Consider the following 15,181-nt stretch of genomic DNA (forward strand, 5'->3'; position numbering starts at 1 on the left):
CTATTTACGTTCGACGGTGCGAAAACTTGTAATAAAGTCGGATGGATCGGTTTTTATGTAAAACGTTCGTACACCTTGTGACGTATGTAAATAAAAAAAGCCAATCTCGCCTTCTTGATAGCGATAAGAAACGTCAAAAACCTTCTCAATAACAAAGGATTCATGATCAATGGTAATGCGATCATCATAAAGCACCATATCTGTATCGTAATGCTCGGTGTGCTTTTCAATTGCCCCGATCTTCTGAATGATATGGGTAATAGGTAGTCTGTTAATTGGTTCACTCATAATTTTCCCTCCTCGTTACAGTATACCCAGTGAGTAGAAAGAGTGAAACCTTTAGGTCGTTATATTCTTTACTCTTTTGTTGCAGAAGAAACACGTTCGTGCTATACTTTTTACAAGTTAAAGTCCTGTAGTGTTCGTAGCGCACTATACGTTTTGAGCCAACATTTTTTACTAGGGAGCTTGACGTTTCAATAGGAAGTAAATGCCTCGGTAGCTGGGGACTTACGGAGTATTGAACAAGGCACCCACCTGCGATTGCAGGCTTCAAAACTTGGTGATTTTATACGGCACAACGGGACTACATAGTCGAACAAGTTAACGATTGATCAAGGACCCCAATATGTGGGTCCTTTTTACGTTGTTTAGAGCAATACTATACTCCTGAAATGTCTAACCGAAGTGACTAAGTCGATTGTTCATGGCAGTAGAGAACCCTCGATTTCTTTATGAATAGAAGTGCGAGGGTTCTTATGAATTGAAAGTAATGTGAAGGTCGTCTGTTTTGCCATTCAATTACGGACGTTTCGCTGCTCTCTGTCCGAATTGTGCGTTAATTTGACCTTTCAACATCTTCTCACGAAGAGTGGCATTTCGCTGCTTGTCCATACGCTTAATTTCAAATGTTTGCATACCGTCTGCCATTTTCTCCGCAATTTCCATGAGTCGTTCAATGTCTAAGAACGAGTATTTCCTTGTGCCGCCTTTGCTACGCTCTGGAAAAACGAGTTGTCGTTCTTCGTAGTAGCGAACTTGTCGTTCGCTAAGGCCTGTTAATTCACAAACGACACCGATGGTGATGACTTTCTTTTTCTTATAGTTCATGACATCCCCGTCCCTTGATGTTATGTATGTTTCCCTAATGATAGCAAAATTCACATACTTCAAGGGGGGCATTGTTAGATTTTCTATCGAAAAATCTAAAAAAGCGACTATAGGAATAGTCGCTAATCGGCTTTTGAAACTTGTTGTAAATTCCCATTCTCATCCATACGAAAGCTTGAACTCATAAATGAATCGGTTAATGTAGATTCATCCAAAAACATCATATTTCGTGCACGATTAATGACTTGCATTAATGAATCGTGGTCTTGTTCAATCTTTTGTAAACGTTCCCGTAAGTGTTGGTTTTCTTCTGTTAGTGCTTTGTTTTGCTCGAGTACGTTAGAATCATCATGCGATTGATGTTTGTATTGCTGTAAAAACGAAATCACATCGTCAATACTCATGGATTCGCTTTGCTCTTTGGCCACGTCTGTCTGAGTGGTCGATGTCGCTTCTCTAAGATTATGATTACCAAATGTATGAGCGACTGCATTGGCCGCGTCTTTTCTTTGGTGGTTTTTACGTTCGCGTTTTGCATCTGCAATTTTGTTATCGTATTGATCACGAACGACCGCATTCCAACGGAATCCACAAGCTGCAGCTGTTCGGTTCAGTTGATCACCAACTTCTTCAAATGCTTTAAGTTGTGTGCTTCCTCGTTTAATGTGATTGAGGACGGTATCTGCAAGCAAAACATCATCTTCGTGTGACCACGCATCTTGTCGAACTTTTGTCATGAAACGTCCCTTCTTCCACTTAAAGATTCTAGTTTTACTATGGACAAACTTCGGAATCTCTATACTTCCATTCATAGAAAGAGGGCGTTTATTTTTATTTTGTGCGAGATTTAATGTTTTGTTGTGCATCGTGAAAGGCTTGTTCGTACTTGCTTTTCCCGGATAATTTCAAGTAGCGGTGATCTTTAATTAAATCTGGTAAATATTGTTGCGTGACCATTGCATGTTCATAGTCATGGGGATACAAATAACCGACGCCTCGGTTCATGCTTGTGCGCCACTATAATGAGCATCGCGCAAATGATCAGGAATCTTTGGTGAGCCGTACTGCCGAATGTCTGCAAGCGCTTTGTCTACTGCTTTATATGCTGAATTGGATTTCGGTGATAAGCACAGTTCAATGACAGCATTGGCAAGCGGGATTCGCGCTTCTGGAAAACCGAGCCGTTCGGACGCTTCAATTGCAGATAACGTCCTTGCGCCAGCTTGCGGGTTTGCAAGTCCAATATCTTCATATGCGATAACGAGTAATCGACGATTAATGCTAACGAGATCGCCTGCTTCAATTAAACGAGCTAAATAATGAAGCGCTGCATCTGCATCACTTCCTCGAATTGACTTCTGAAAAGCAGAAAGCACGTCATAATGACCATCACCATCTTTATCATGGTTAAAGTTCTTTTTTTGTGTACATACTTCGGCAATACGAACGTCAATCTTCACAATGCCGTTGTCATCTTTAGGTGTTGACAATACGGCGAGCTCTAATGCATTTAAAGAAGCCCGTAAGTCTCCATTACAAGAAGTAGCGATATGTTCTAAGGCGTCGGGGTCTACTTCTGTGTTCACATCACCTAAACCTCGTTCGCGTTCCGTCAATGCGAGCTTTAACATCGATGTGATGTCTTCAACTTCAAGAGAATGCAATTCAAAGATGTGACAACGACTACGAATCGCTGGATTAACAGAGTGATAGGGATTCGCGGTTGTGGCTCCGATGACAATTAATGTTCCGCTTTCCAAATGGGGCAGTAAAAAGTCTTGTTTCGCCTTATCCAAACGATGGAACTCATCAAGTATTAAGACGAGTTGCCCGTATAACTTCGCTTCTTCAGCGGCAATTTGCAAATCCTTTTTCGTATGCTCTACCGCGTTTAGTAACTTATACTTGAGGTTCATCGTCCCAGCGATGGCGATGGCAGTTGACGTCTTCCCCGTACCAGGTGGACCGTGGAAAATCATCGGGTGTAAAACACCAGCAGTTACCATTCGCGTGATGAGTCCGCCTTCTTCTAATAAATGCTTCTGGCCGACAACTTCATTAATTGTCCTTGGTCGCATGTTGTATGCAAGTGGGGCATGGTTCAATTGAATCACTCCATCTACTAGCGAATACACGTTCTAGTTGTTCAAAGCTTAGCACAAACATCCAAAAACAGACAAGAAGTACAGCCTTGTGTTCAATGAGTAGCGAACATGCTATAATGTCACGTAAAGCACAATGATGAACGAGCGCGTAACTACTATAGATATAAACGTTTGGTTTCTAACATTAGAGAGGTGTCCATTATGAAGATTTCAACTAAAGGGCGTTACGGATTAACAATTATGATTGCATTAGCGAAAAGACATGGTGAAGGTCCGATTTCATTAAAGTCAATCGCAAAAGATAATAACTTATCAGAGCATTATTTGGAGCAATTAATCGCTCCACTAAGAAATGCCATTTTTGTAAAAAGCGTACGAGGCGCTTATGGTGGTTATATGCTGGCAAAAGAACCGGGTGATATTACCGCAGGTGACATTATCCGAGTTCTAGAAGGTCCAATTACTCCAGTAGAAGTGATGGAAGATGAAGAACCGGCAAAACGAGATTTATGGATTAAAATTCGTGATGCGATTAAAGAAGTGCTTGATTCAACAACGCTTTTAGATCTTGCGAATTATGAAGAGGCAGATACGCAAGAAGATTATATGTTCTACATTTAAGTTAACGATAGAAAGTTGAAGGTGACAAACATGCATGACATTTACCTCGATCATGCGGCAACAACACCCGTTCGTGAAGAAGTTTTTGAAGCGATGAAACCGTACTTTGACGGCACAAAGATTGGAAATGCATCAAGCATTCATCGTTATGGACGTAAAGTACGTGTTGAAATTGATAAAGCAAGAAGAACGGTTGCCAAAAGCATTGGAGCAAAACATGACGAAATTATTTTTACGAGCGGCGGCACTGAGGCAGACAATTTAGCAATTCGAGGAACCGCGGTTGCTAATCGTGCGAACGGTCGACATATTATTTCTACGAATGCTGAACACCATGCCGTTCTTCACGTTTTGGAGCAATTAGAACGGGAAGGATTTGAAGTGACGTATTTGCCTGTGGGTGTTGACGGTGCCGTTACAACCAAAGAAGTAGAAGCGCACTTCAAGACGACACGATTCTCGTAACGATCATGCACGGCAATAATGAGACGGGCATAGTGAACCCGGTTGCTGAGATTGGTGAAATGTTACAAACTCATCAAGCTGTATTTCATACTGATGCGGTTCAATCGTACGCAGTACTTGGACTTAATGTCGAGCAATTACGGATTGATTTATTATCAGCTTCAGCTCACAAACTTAACGGCCCAAAAGGGGCGGGGTTTTTGTATGTCAAAAATCAGACAAACGTATCGCCCCTTTCGTATGGCGGTGAGCAAGAGAAAAAGCTTCGACCAGGGACTGAAAATGCTGCAGCAATTATTGGATTAGAGTCAGCCGTTTTACTAAGAGAAGCAGAAAGAACAGAGCGCTACGAACGTTATTTAACGCTTAAGAAGATGCTTTTAGAGCGACTTGATGCAAACGGCGTGAATTATGAAAGAAATGACTTTGCAGCTGACGTTACGCTTCCTCATATCGTTAACATTAGTTTCCAAGGCGTCCCAACTGAGCCTTTGCTCGCACAATTAGATTTAGCTGGCGTGGCAGTAAGTAGTGGCTCAGCATGTACGGCGGGGAGCTTCCAGCCGTCACATGTTTTACAAGCGATGTTTGGGGACGATGATGAACGTATAAAAACATCCATTCGATTTAGTATCGGATCAACGAATACAGAACAACAAGTAATAGATACGGCGGATACGCTTGCTAAGGTAACAGCGTTAATCCGTTCAAGATTGCAAACGAGGTGAATACGATGACCAAAGAAAAACACAATACTCGCGTCGTCGTCGGAATGAGTGGTGGAGTAGACTCTTCACTTACAGCAGCACTTCTAAAAGAAGAAGGGTACGACGTCGTCGGTGTATTTATGAAAAACTGGGACGATGAAGATGAAATGGGTGTCTGTACGGCAACAGTTGATTATGAAGACGTTGCTAGAGTTGCCGATCAACTCGACATCCCTTATTACAGTGTGAACTTTGAAAAAGAGTATTGGGACCGTGTTTTTGAATACTTTTTAGAAGAACACCGTAAAGGGCGTACGCCAAATCCGGACGTTATGTGTAACAAAGAAATAAAGTTTAAAGCGTTTCTCGATCATGCCATGCTTTTAGGAGCTGATTATGTAGCGACGGGTCATTATGCGCAAATCAACCGATTAGAAGACGGTACGGTACAAATGTTAAGAGGGAAAGATGATAATAAAGACCAAACGTACTTTTTGAGTCAATTAAGCCAAGATCAATTAACGCACGTGCTATTCCCACTTGGAAAGTATGAGAAAAAGGATGTGCGCCAAATGGCGCTCGACCGCGAGCTCGCAACAGCGACGAAAAAAGATAGTACGGGTATTTGCTTCATTGGAGAACGAGATTTCAAATCGTTTTTACAAACGTATTTGCCTGCACAACCCGGTGAAATGAGAACGCCTGATGGAGAAGTAAAAGGACAGCACGAAGGTTAATGTACTATACGCTCGGTCAACGTCAAGGGCTTGGAATTGGTGGCGCGGGAGATCCGTGGTTCGTTGTGGACAAAGATCTTGAGAACAACGTGCTCGTCGTTGGACAAGGGTCTAATCACGAGCGTTTACTCAGTCACGGTTTATACGGGAGTGGTTTGAATTGGATCAGTAGTGATCTTCCAAGTGAGCCAGTTCGATTAACAGCCAAGTTCCGCTATCGCCAAAAAGATCAAGACGTGTTGTTGCACGTGAAAAGTGCGGACTCCTTCTATGTGGAGTTTATTGAAGAACAACGTGCCATTACACCAGGACAGGCTGTCGTTTTTTATGATGGCGATGTGTGCCTTGGTGGGGGAACGATTGAGTCAGCCATTCGCGAAAAGAAAGATGGTATTGCATGAGTAAAAGTGCGTTCCAAAAAGCGACAGATATATGAGCCAAGGTGAAGATGAATTAGCACTCGAACAATTTCATCTTGCACTAGAAAATGAAGAAGGTGATCGTGCTGCGATTTATACAAATCTCGGCACGCTTCTTCTTGCTGCCAATGAATATGAAGATGCTTTAAAATGTTATCAACGTGCGATCCAATTGGATGAACAGCACGCTTCAGCGTATTACGGTGCCGGGAACGTTTGTTATCACGTTGATAAGTTTCAAGAAGCAATTGTGTTTTATAAACAAGCGATTAGTTCAGGACTTAATGACGACCAAAGTGTTCACTTTATGATTGGGCTAAGCTACTATCAAGAAGACCAACATGCGTTTGCACTCGCAAGCATGATGCGTGCGGTTGAGTTAGATCGTGAAGATGCTGAAGCGCATTTTTATTGTGGGCTCACTTACGCAAAGTTAGACATGATTGCTGATGCGATTAGGCATTTTGAACGAGCGGTTTCGTTAAACTCCGAACATGCAGATGCCTTTTATAACTTAGGTGTTGCGCAAATGTACTTGGAACAACATGATCAAGCGAAAGAAAGTTTTCAATCTGCACTACGTATCCAAAAAGATCATATGCTTGCGTCACACGGGTTGAAGCAAGTAATGGGATCGACAGAGTAGATAGAGAGAGGGGGGTGACGGGATGACTGTAGAAGAAATGCCGTATGTTACAGGAACGGTAAGTCAACTTATCTTTCGTAATGATGAAAACGGTTATACAGTAATGATTGTTGATGTCGAACAGTCAGAGCCGAAAGCAGAAACGCACGCAATTACCGTTCTCGGTCACTTCCCGTCTTCACCAGAAGGTGAATTGCTGACGTTTCGAGGGCAGTATACAGAACATCCAAAATACGGACAGCAGTTTAAAAGTGAAACGTATGAAAAGCACATTCCAAGAGAAGGACAGGCGCTCATTCAATACTTATCAAGTGAACGTTTCCCAAAAGTAGGACGCAAGACGGCGGCGATGATTGTTGCCCATTTAGGTGAGGCGGCACTTGATCAAATGTTAAATGACCCGACGTGTTTGCAATCGGTGCCGAGTATAAAAGCAGAACAACGGAAAGTGATTATTGAAACCCTCCAACAAGAACAAGAATCTGCACAGTTTATGAATAAGCTCATGAACTATGGATTTGGAATGGAGTTATCGACAAAAATCATTAGCCATTATGGCAATGATACGTTGCGTATTGTGGAGACTGATCCGTATCGACTCGTTCAAGATATTGATGGGATTGGTTTTTTTAAAGCAGATGAATTAGGCACACAGCTTGGCATTGAGCCACTTGATCAGAAACGTCTAAAGGCGGGACTCATGCATTCTATTGTGGCAACGAGTATGAACTCAGGACATGTCTACTTACCTGAATCAGAATGGGTTGAAGAAGCGAAACAAATATTAAATCATCGTTCACCATTTGCAGAAGAAGAGCAATTACTCCAAGCAATTGTGGACCTCGCTGAAGATGGAAAAGTCGCCGTTGATGAAGATCGCGGTTACGTTCCGTCTCTTTACTTTGCAGAAAAGGGATTATCGACAAACTTAGAGCGATTGACGGTTAATCGTGAAATTGAAAGCTTTTCTGAAGATCTTTTTCTACAAGAGCTTGGCAAAATGGAAGAACGTTACAATATCTCGTATGCCGAGCAACAAAAAGAAGCGGTACGTTTAGCATTATCCTCACCGATGATGATTTTAACTGGGGGACCTGGAACGGGTAAAACGACAGTCATACGGGCGATCGTGGAAATGTTCCAGCGTATTCGTGGCTGGTCAGAAGATGATTCGAAGAAGTCACCTATTTTACTTGCAGCTCCTACTGGTCGCGCAGCGAAGCGAATGAGTGAAACTACAGGGAGAAACGCCGTAACGATTCACAGGTTAATCGGTTGGCGTGGCGATGATTCAGAGTTTACCGAGCGGGATGAAGATTCTCCGTTAAAAGGAGAGCTACTCATCATCGACGAAGCATCGATGATTGACATTTGGTTAGCCAATCAATTGTTTAAAGCGATCCCTGCAAAGATGCAAGTCATCATCGTAGGCGATGAGGATCAACTTCCTTCTGTCGGACCAGGTCAAGTGCTCAGTGATTTACTTTCTTCAGGTAAGATTCCTGCTGTTAGACTGTCACTCGTCTATCGACAAGCAGAAGGTTCTTCAATTACAGACCTTGCACATAGCATTAAAGAAGGGCAGTTGCCGGATGATTTTAAACAACCACTTCATGACCGTGCATTCTTTCCAGGGAGCTCTGCGAACATCGTGCCACTTATTGAGAAAGTTTGCCAAAAAGCAGTTGACCGCGGGTATGCCCCTCGTGATGTACAAGTACTCGTTCCGATGTATCGGGGAGAAGCAGGGATCACTGCGCTCAATGAAAAATTGCAAGACCTGTTTAATCCGAAGAAACCAGGGCAATCCTCAATTACTTATGGCGATTTAACGTTACGTCAAGGTGATATGGTGTTGCAACTCGTTAATAACCCTGAAGAAAATGTCTACAACGGTGACCGTGGAGAAATTGTTGCGATTCGGCGTGCAAAAGACACTGATGATAAAAAAGAAAAAGTAATTATACGTTTTGATCAACTTGAAGTGGAGTATGAACGTCAAGATTTAAAGCAAGTAATGCTTGCGTATTGCTCATCCATTCATAAAGCACAAGGCAGTGAGTTCCCGATTGTGATCGTACCTCTTGTGATGAATTATCGTCGGATGTTAAAGCGTAATTTGTTGTATACTGCGATTACACGTGCTCGTGATTACTTAATTATGGTCGGTGAAGAGCGCGCTTATTCCTTTGCGATTGATCATAATGATCATCATTCCCGTTATTCTTATTTATCCGAAAGAATTGCGCATCTTAAGGAACCGATTACCAATCATAAAACCGATTCTAATCGTTAAAACTACACTCAGTGACAGTCGCCACGTATAGCATCGGCTCTCTTTGACCATTCTTGTGATTAAGAAGGTTCACAAGGAGGTTACATCATGCATTGTCCAAATTGCATGTGGAAAGATATCGGAAAGATCGGTGCAAATCAATACTATTGCTGGAAATGTTGCATTGAGCTCGTCGTGAAAGGTTCAACATTGTCCGTATATCAAGTTGAAGAAGACGGTTCACTCGTATCATTAGACGATGTGTTCTCAGAAGCTGAGCGTGAAAGCTGTATTGAACACGAGCAAAGTATGTAATATACGTTTGGCAGCTGTCCAATTGTAAATCATAGGATGGAGCTGGATGGTTCATGAACAAAACATCGTCATCCCTGCTCGTAGCAGGAATCGGTACAGTAGGAGCGGCCATTTATATGATGAACACGCATGATCGTTCTCATAAACGTTGGATGAACAAGGTGAAAAAGAACAAGCACGTAAAAATGTTGAAAAAGGCTTACAAGAATGCCTTTTAAACATTTGCCAAACCGAAGTGGTTTGGCTTTTTTTCGTTTTGGATAAGGATTCGTTAGTTGCCCATCCTAAGGAAAAGGGGGTGATTAAGTCGGAACGAAAATGGATGTACCGAGTCGCACTCGTGCTAACCGTGTTAGTAAGTTTGTACGTTTTGTATTTACTTACACCTGTGTGGAAACCCGTGCTCGTTAGTCTGTTTAAAATACTTATTCCTTTTATGATCGCTGGATTGTTTGCGTATTTATTGCATCCAGTCATTGATTATTTGGAACGACAAGGTTCTCCACGCTTTTTGTCAGTGTTTATCATTTATACAATTTTTTTCGGAGGCGGTGCTTGGCTTATTGTCGAAATGGCACCGAAAATACTTGAAGAGACGAAAGAGTTGTTGCAAACGCTACCTACTTGGGTTCGTAGTTTTAATGATCAACTGCTGACTATTCACCGTCAAATAGATACATTACCACCGAGTATTCATAATCAAATTGAAAGTGGTGTCGTGCGTTTAGAAAATGAAGGCAGTGAAATGATGAATGGCGTAGTTGATCGATTGCCGCTCATTTTAGAAGGGATCGCGTTTTTATTTTTATTGCCATTCGTCACGTTTTATTTTCTAAAAGACTTGCGGGCCTTAGAGAAAGCAGTTGTATTTATAACTCCGAAAAGGTTTCGAGAAACGGGCGAGAAAGTGGCAAAAGCGGCCGATCATGCGTTTGGAAGTTATATTCGTGGGCAATTGCTCGTTTCGATTTGTGTGGGGGTTCTTTCTGTTATCGGACTTTGGATTGCAGGTGTCCCTTATCCGATAGTACTTGGGATTATATTAGGGGTAATGGATTTAATCCCTTATTTTGGTCCGATTCTCGGTGCAATTCCAGTACTCATCATTGCACTTACCGTATCATGGCAAACGGCACTGTTTGCGTTAGTCGCAATCTTGATCATCCAACAGGTTGAAGGGAATGTCTTGTCACCAATGATTGTTGGCAAGAGTGCACACTTACATCCACTCATTATTCTGTTTGCTTTGTTATTAGGTTATGAATTCGCTGGGGTGATCGGATTGCTTGTTGCTGTACCGTTATTTGTAATCGCATCAGAAATTATTAAAGTGTTTAGACATACAAAAGGATCAGAACAAAGGGTCTGATCCTTTTATTTTGAGAGCATACCTCGAAAGGCGAAAGCTACATTTTGTGGACGTTCTGCTAACCGGCGCATAAAGTAGCCGTACCAATCTTTACCGTAGGCACGTATGTCCGGAAGCGGTAGCCGTCTTTAACGAGTTGAAGTTGAACATCATTGCGAAAACCGTATAACATTTGGAATTCAAACATTTCCCGGGGAATACCATTTTCTAATGCAAATGTTTTAACTTTTTCAATTAGTTCATGATCGTGTGTGGCAATCGCTGTATAACTCTCATTAAGCATGTGGGTTTTAATCATATCTAACATATGCTCATCGATTTTTTTCTTATCTTGAATGGCAACACTTGCGTCTTCTTTGTAAGCCCCTTTGACGAAGCGAATTTTCATTCCTTTAAGGCGGTTTGTGTCTTCCACACCAGAGTGAATGTACGCTTGTAAAACGATACCGATGTTGTCATAGTCTTTACGCAATTCATCAAGCAAATCAAGGGTTTGATCGTAATGAGCGTAATCTTCCATATCAATATTGATCATCGTGTCGTATTGTTTGGCACGTTCAAGTAAGGCACGAATGTGTTTCATACATAAACCTTCGTCTACGTCTAAACCGAGTTTTGTTAACTTTACAGAAAGATAGCAATCAATGTCGTTTTCTTTGATAAAATCTAACGCTTCCATACTTGATTGGAAGGCTTCGATTGCTTCCTCTTCTTCATAAACAAACTCACCTAAATGATCAAGTGTGATCATTCGACCACTTTCGTTTAATTCCTGCAATGGTTGTAATGAATCTTCAATGGTTAAACCAGCGACTACTTTTGAAGCACCTAATTTAAGGCCCCATCGCTTCGCATTTTTGTTTAAGAGTTTATTTTTCGACAAATATAAAAAGAAATCTCGGTTTAATTTATGCATTGCCATACCCCTTTTGAAAAGGAAGTTGACCCTTCATTTAAGAGGGGTCAACAGATCCTAATTAGAATTGATCACAAACCGTTTTCGGCTCCATGAAATGTAGGATGTAGCCAGGTCCACCAGCTTTTGTGTCTGTTCCTGACATTTTAAATCCACCAAACGGTTGATACCCGACGATCGCAGCTGTACACCCACGATTGAAGTAGAGGTTACCGACGTGGAATTCATGGCGAGCTTTCTCTAAATGATCACGGTTGTCAGAGATAATGGCTCCTGTTAAGCCGTAATCAGTGTTGTTCGCAATGTCGATGAGCTCATCGATGTCATTCGCTTTCGTAAAGGCAACGACTGGTCCGAAGATTTCCTCTTGCATGATGCGTGCATTCGGGTCAGCATCTTTGAAGATCGTCGGTTTTACGAAGTAACCTTCTGATTTGTCACCTGTACCACCTGTAACGAGAGTTGCTTCTGATTTCCCGATTTCGATGTACTCAAGAATCTTATCAAATGCAGACTCCTCACATACGGGTCCCATATACGTGCTCGCGTGTTGCGGAGCATCAATTGTTAATTCTTCCGTTTTCGCCTTCACACGCTCAATGAGTTCCTCGTAAACATCAGCGTGCGCAACGACGCGTGAACACGCTGAACATTTTTGACCGCTAAAACCGAAAGCAGATTGCACGATTGCGTCTGTTGCAATGTCGAGGTTCCCTTCGCGATCAACGATGATCGTGTCTTTTCCACCCATTTCAATAGCTGTTTTCTTTAAGAAGTTCTGCCCAGGTTGAATCTTCGCAGCTTTCTCGTAAATGCTCGTACCGACTTCTTTTGAACCTGTGAAGTTAATAAAGCGTGTTTTTGGATGTTCAACGAGGTAGTCACCAATGTCACTGCCGCTTCCTGGGATAAAGTTGACGACGCCTTTAGGCATACCCGCTTCTTCAAGTACTTCCATAAATTTATACGTAATAACCGGTGTTAAGCTTGCAGGCTTTAGAAGGATCGTGTTTCCTGCAACCATCGGACCAACTGTAGTACCCGCCATAATGGCAAATGGTAAGTTCCAAGGAGATACAGTTACACCAACACCAAGTGGTAAATAAGTGAATGCATTGTGCTCGATTGGACGGCTGTTAATTTCCGCTCCGTCTTTGTATTCGAGCATTTGGCGTGCGTAAAATTCTAAGAAATCAATCGCTTCAGCAGAATCTGCATCTGCTTCTTTCCAAGGTTTCCCAATTTCATACACCATCCAAGCAGAAAACTCATGCTTACGACGGCGAGAGATTGCAGCAGCACGGAAGAGAACGTTTGCGCGTGCTTCAGGTGTCCAGCGGCTCCATGTTTTGAACGCTTCTTGCGCTTTTTCCATTGCTTGTTCAGCTAGGTCTTGATTCGCTTTTGAAACGGTACCAATAATTTCAGAATGATTTGCTGGGTTGTACGATGTAATTTTGTCTTCGGTTGTAATACGTTCGCCACCGATGATGAGAGGGTAATCTTTGCCGAGTTGTCCTTTCACATACTGAATTGCTTCTTCAATCGCTTGTTTGTTTTCTTCAACTGTAAAATCTGTAAATGGTTCGTGTGTGTATGGGACGACCATAAGATCACTCCTTAAAGTTTATAGACTCACTGCTAGTTAATTGCAAAAACGATGCCAATTTTAAATTCGCGAAAAATAAGGCTTTTACGAATGTGAAGAACACAAAAAAGCAAAAATATTTGCGTTGAACTGCAAATATTTTTGCTTTTCCCTAACGTACTTGGAATTTTGAGAGTTTATACTGCAAATTTTGGCGACTTAAGCTAGTCGTTTCGCTGCACGTGAAATGTTGTTTTGTTCTATGTCCATGGCTTCGGCAATTAGTTGTTGTTCAACTTTCAGTAAACGTTCGGGTAATGTCTCCGTTTCTTGTAAAGGTGAGTGATGCAACGCATTAATAGGTTGAGTATGATGTGACAAATGATGGGGCAAGTGATGGAGGGTCATCGTTTCTTCGCCATTGACGACATTCAGTGCCCTTCAATGACGTGTTCCAACTCACGAACATTCCCTGGCCAATGATAGTCACGTAACGATTCCATAACTTCGCGTGAGAGTGTGTGCATGGAAACATTAAATCGTTCACGATATTTTTGTAAAAAGAAAGAAGATAAGGGGATAATGTCATCCTTACGTTCTTTCAGAGAGGGGATAAACAAGCTAACGACGCTTAGGCGGTAAAATAAATCTTTGCGTAACCGACCGTCGGATACCGCATCAATGGGATCTTCGTTCATCGTAGCGAGCAGTCTCACATCGATGGTACGTTCTTTACTTTCACCGATGCGTGTAACTTTCTGCTCTTGAATCACACGGAGCAATTTCGGTTGCAAGTGGACAGGTAATGAATTAATTTCATCGAGTAACAATGTTCCTCCATCTGCTTGTTCAAAAAGTCCTGGACGGTCAAGAGCCCCAGTAAATGCACCTTTTGATGTGCCAAATAGAATACCTTCGATAAGGCTCTCAGGGAGGCAGCACAGTTTTGCGTGACAAACGGTTCGTGACTGCGACGACTTGCACTATGAATGCTTTGTGCGAACAGTTCTTTACCTGTGCCTGTTTCACCGATCAGCAATACAGTTGAAGACGTACGTGATGCCCGTTTTGCTTGTTCAATTACTGCTTGAAATGATTGAGAAGAGCCAATCATATCGGCAAATTGATAGTGAGAGGCATGTTCATTCGTCCGTTTATCACGAAGCATCTTTTCCATTCTCGTAATGTCATTAGCAAGTTCAACTGCACCGATAATGTGCTCGTTATGATAGATTGGATATACGTGATTCATCGTCGTAATTTCAAGACCTCGTGAATTGAAATACGTTTGTTTCTGGTTTTTTGTCGATTTACCATGATGTAAGGCACGTAGTAATCGGCTTTCTTGTTCGGATTTAAAATGAAAAACATCAAGCAACGATCGACCAGCAAAGTCAGCAGTCGTCATTTCTTCAATGTTTCTCATTTTACGATTATAAATGACCGGTTCTTCGTCGCGATTAATGATGCGAACGCCGATGTCGATCTTTTCAAAAACTTGTTCATACAGTGTGTGTAGTCGCTCATCCATAGTTGTCACCTGCACTTCGTCTAGTGTAAACGTAGTGTAGCAAAATTTTTTGCATTAAAGAAGTGTGAAGTAAAAAATTTGGCAATCTTTTATCGTTTTATTCCATGAAGAGACGGCGGAATGAAGAATAGGTGTCAAGCGATCGGCAAAACTTGACATGAACCCTATTAGTCGTTGTATTATAAGAAAAGATATGAAAGAACACGATGAAGGAACGAGTAAATGACGTGGCATTGATCGATAGAGACATTCTCCTTAGGCTGAAAGAGAGTGCATGCCCTTCATTGAAGGCTACTCCTGAGTGCAAGTAAACCTTGCCGTTTGCAGCGTTAATGCAGCAGAGTGAGGCACACATCCGGTGTGCTTAACAAGGGTGG

Annotated in this window: 11 protein-coding genes, 1 other RNA gene and 5 pseudogenes; 9 read left to right on the plus strand and 8 right to left on the minus strand. The window is 42.0% G+C overall.

The window, feature by feature from the left end; translation table 11 throughout:
- A complete protein-coding gene (locus JCM19038_RS00250; protein ID WP_042413393.1) occupies window positions 1–288 on the minus strand; it encodes a hypothetical protein in 288 nt (95 codons plus the stop codon).
- 119 nt (window positions 289–407) lie between these two features.
- Here JCM19038_RS00250 and ssrS point away from each other — a divergent pair.
- A non-coding RNA gene (gene ssrS / locus JCM19038_RS21455) (6S RNA) lies at window positions 408–591 on the plus strand.
- Between the two features lie 210 nt (window positions 592–801).
- On the opposite strand, the gene JCM19038_RS00255 is transcribed toward ssrS, so the two are convergent.
- The 3 genes and pseudogenes from JCM19038_RS00255 to JCM19038_RS00265 all read right to left on the minus strand — a co-directional run bounded on the left by JCM19038_RS00255 (window position 802) and on the right by JCM19038_RS00265 (window position 3,188).
- On the minus strand, window positions 802–1,110 hold the full coding sequence (locus JCM19038_RS00255; RefSeq protein WP_042359440.1) for a MerR family transcriptional regulator: 309 nt from the start codon (window positions 1,108–1,110) through the stop codon (window positions 802–804).
- Between the two features lie 122 nt (window positions 1,111–1,232).
- Window positions 1,233–1,847 (minus strand): RsfA family transcriptional regulator, encoded by a 615-nt coding sequence (locus JCM19038_RS24120; RefSeq protein ID WP_042413395.1) that lies wholly within the window; start codon window positions 1,845–1,847, stop codon window positions 1,233–1,235.
- A gap of 94 nt (window positions 1,848–1,941) precedes the next feature.
- Window positions 1,942–3,188, minus strand: a pseudogene (locus JCM19038_RS00265) (replication-associated recombination protein A).
- Between the two features lie 228 nt (window positions 3,189–3,416).
- Here JCM19038_RS00265 and cymR point away from each other — a divergent pair.
- The 8 genes and pseudogenes from cymR to JCM19038_RS00300 all read left to right on the plus strand — a co-directional run bounded on the left by cymR (window position 3,417) and on the right by JCM19038_RS00300 (window position 10,769).
- Window positions 3,417–3,836, plus strand: a complete 420-nt coding sequence (gene cymR, locus JCM19038_RS00270; RefSeq protein ID WP_042359442.1) for a cysteine metabolism transcriptional regulator CymR — start codon at window positions 3,417–3,419, stop codon at window positions 3,834–3,836.
- A 30-nt stretch (window positions 3,837–3,866) separates the two neighbouring features.
- Window positions 3,867–5,029, plus strand: a pseudogene (locus JCM19038_RS00275) (cysteine desulfurase family protein).
- 5 nt (window positions 5,030–5,034) lie between these two features.
- Window positions 5,035–6,146: pseudogene (gene mnmA, locus JCM19038_RS00280) on the plus strand (tRNA 2-thiouridine(34) synthase MnmA).
- 31 nt (window positions 6,147–6,177) lie between these two features.
- Window positions 6,178–6,810 (plus strand): tetratricopeptide repeat protein, encoded by a 633-nt coding sequence (locus tag JCM19038_RS00285; protein WP_042413396.1) that lies wholly within the window; start codon window positions 6,178–6,180, stop codon window positions 6,808–6,810.
- A 22-nt stretch (window positions 6,811–6,832) separates the two neighbouring features.
- Window positions 6,833–9,106: an ATP-dependent RecD-like DNA helicase gene (locus JCM19038_RS00290; protein ID WP_042413397.1), complete on the plus strand. Its 2,274-nt coding sequence runs from the start codon at window positions 6,833–6,835 to the stop codon at window positions 9,104–9,106.
- 84 nt (window positions 9,107–9,190) lie between these two features.
- Window positions 9,191–9,400, plus strand: coding sequence for a hypothetical protein (locus tag JCM19038_RS00295; protein ID WP_042413399.1), 210 nt, complete (start codon window positions 9,191–9,193; stop codon window positions 9,398–9,400).
- Between the two features lie 53 nt (window positions 9,401–9,453).
- A complete protein-coding gene (locus JCM19038_RS22130) occupies window positions 9,454–9,618 on the plus strand; it encodes a DUF3918 family protein (protein WP_152549287.1) in 165 nt (54 codons plus the stop codon).
- 80 nt (window positions 9,619–9,698) lie between these two features.
- Window positions 9,699–10,769 carry an AI-2E family transporter gene (locus JCM19038_RS00300; RefSeq protein ID WP_152549288.1) on the plus strand — a complete coding sequence of 357 codons (1,071 nt, stop codon included), beginning with the start codon at window positions 9,699–9,701 and terminating at the stop codon, window positions 10,767–10,769.
- 5 nt (window positions 10,770–10,774) lie between these two features.
- Here JCM19038_RS00300 and JCM19038_RS00305 read toward each other — a convergent pair.
- The 4 genes and pseudogenes from JCM19038_RS00305 to JCM19038_RS24135 all read right to left on the minus strand — a co-directional run.
- Window positions 10,775–11,685 (minus strand): annotated as a pseudogene (locus tag JCM19038_RS00305) (proline dehydrogenase family protein).
- 61 nt (window positions 11,686–11,746) lie between these two features.
- Window positions 11,747–13,294 carry an L-glutamate gamma-semialdehyde dehydrogenase gene (gene pruA, locus JCM19038_RS00310; protein WP_042413403.1) on the minus strand — a complete coding sequence of 516 codons (1,548 nt, stop codon included), beginning with the start codon at window positions 13,292–13,294 and terminating at the stop codon, window positions 11,747–11,749.
- Window positions 13,295–13,492: 198 nt separating this feature from the next.
- On the minus strand, window positions 13,493–13,681 hold the full coding sequence (locus JCM19038_RS24125) for a hypothetical protein (RefSeq protein ID WP_255343316.1): 189 nt from the start codon (window positions 13,679–13,681) through the stop codon (window positions 13,493–13,495).
- Between the two features lie 226 nt (window positions 13,682–13,907).
- Window positions 13,908–14,804, minus strand: a pseudogene (locus tag JCM19038_RS24135) (sigma 54-interacting transcriptional regulator); the annotation flags it as partial.
- Window positions 14,805–15,181 lie beyond the last annotated feature (377 nt).

The organism is Geomicrobium sp. JCM 19038 (assembly GCF_000698125.1).
Lineage (GTDB): Bacteria > Bacillota > Bacilli > Bacillales > Marinococcaceae > Geomicrobium_A.

Bases quoted from the DNA above. Each gene is read 5' to 3' on its own strand.
- cymR (WP_042359442.1), top strand. From the start codon at position 3,417: ATGAAGATTTCAACTAAAGGGCGTTACGGATTAACAATTATGATTGCA.
- JCM19038_RS00290 (WP_042413397.1), top strand. From the start codon at position 6,833: ATGACTGTAGAAGAAATGCCGTATGTTACAGGAACGGTAAGTCAACTT.
- pruA (WP_042413403.1), bottom strand. From the start codon at position 13,294: ATGGTCGTCCCATACACACACGAACCATTTACAGATTTTACAGTTGAA.
- JCM19038_RS22130 (WP_152549287.1), top strand. From the start codon at position 9,454: ATGAACAAAACATCGTCATCCCTGCTCGTAGCAGGAATCGGTACAGTA.
- JCM19038_RS00255 (WP_042359440.1), bottom strand. From the start codon at position 1,110: ATGAACTATAAGAAAAAGAAAGTCATCACCATCGGTGTCGTTTGTGAA.
- JCM19038_RS24125 (WP_255343316.1), bottom strand. From the start codon at position 13,681: ATGACCCTCCATCACTTGCCCCATCATTTGTCACATCATACTCAACCT.
- JCM19038_RS00250 (WP_042413393.1), bottom strand. From the start codon at position 288: ATGAGTGAACCAATTAACAGACTACCTATTACCCATATCATTCAGAAG.
- JCM19038_RS00285 (WP_042413396.1), top strand. From the start codon at position 6,178: ATGAGCCAAGGTGAAGATGAATTAGCACTCGAACAATTTCATCTTGCA.
- JCM19038_RS24120 (WP_042413395.1), bottom strand. From the start codon at position 1,847: ATGACAAAAGTTCGACAAGATGCGTGGTCACACGAAGATGATGTTTTG.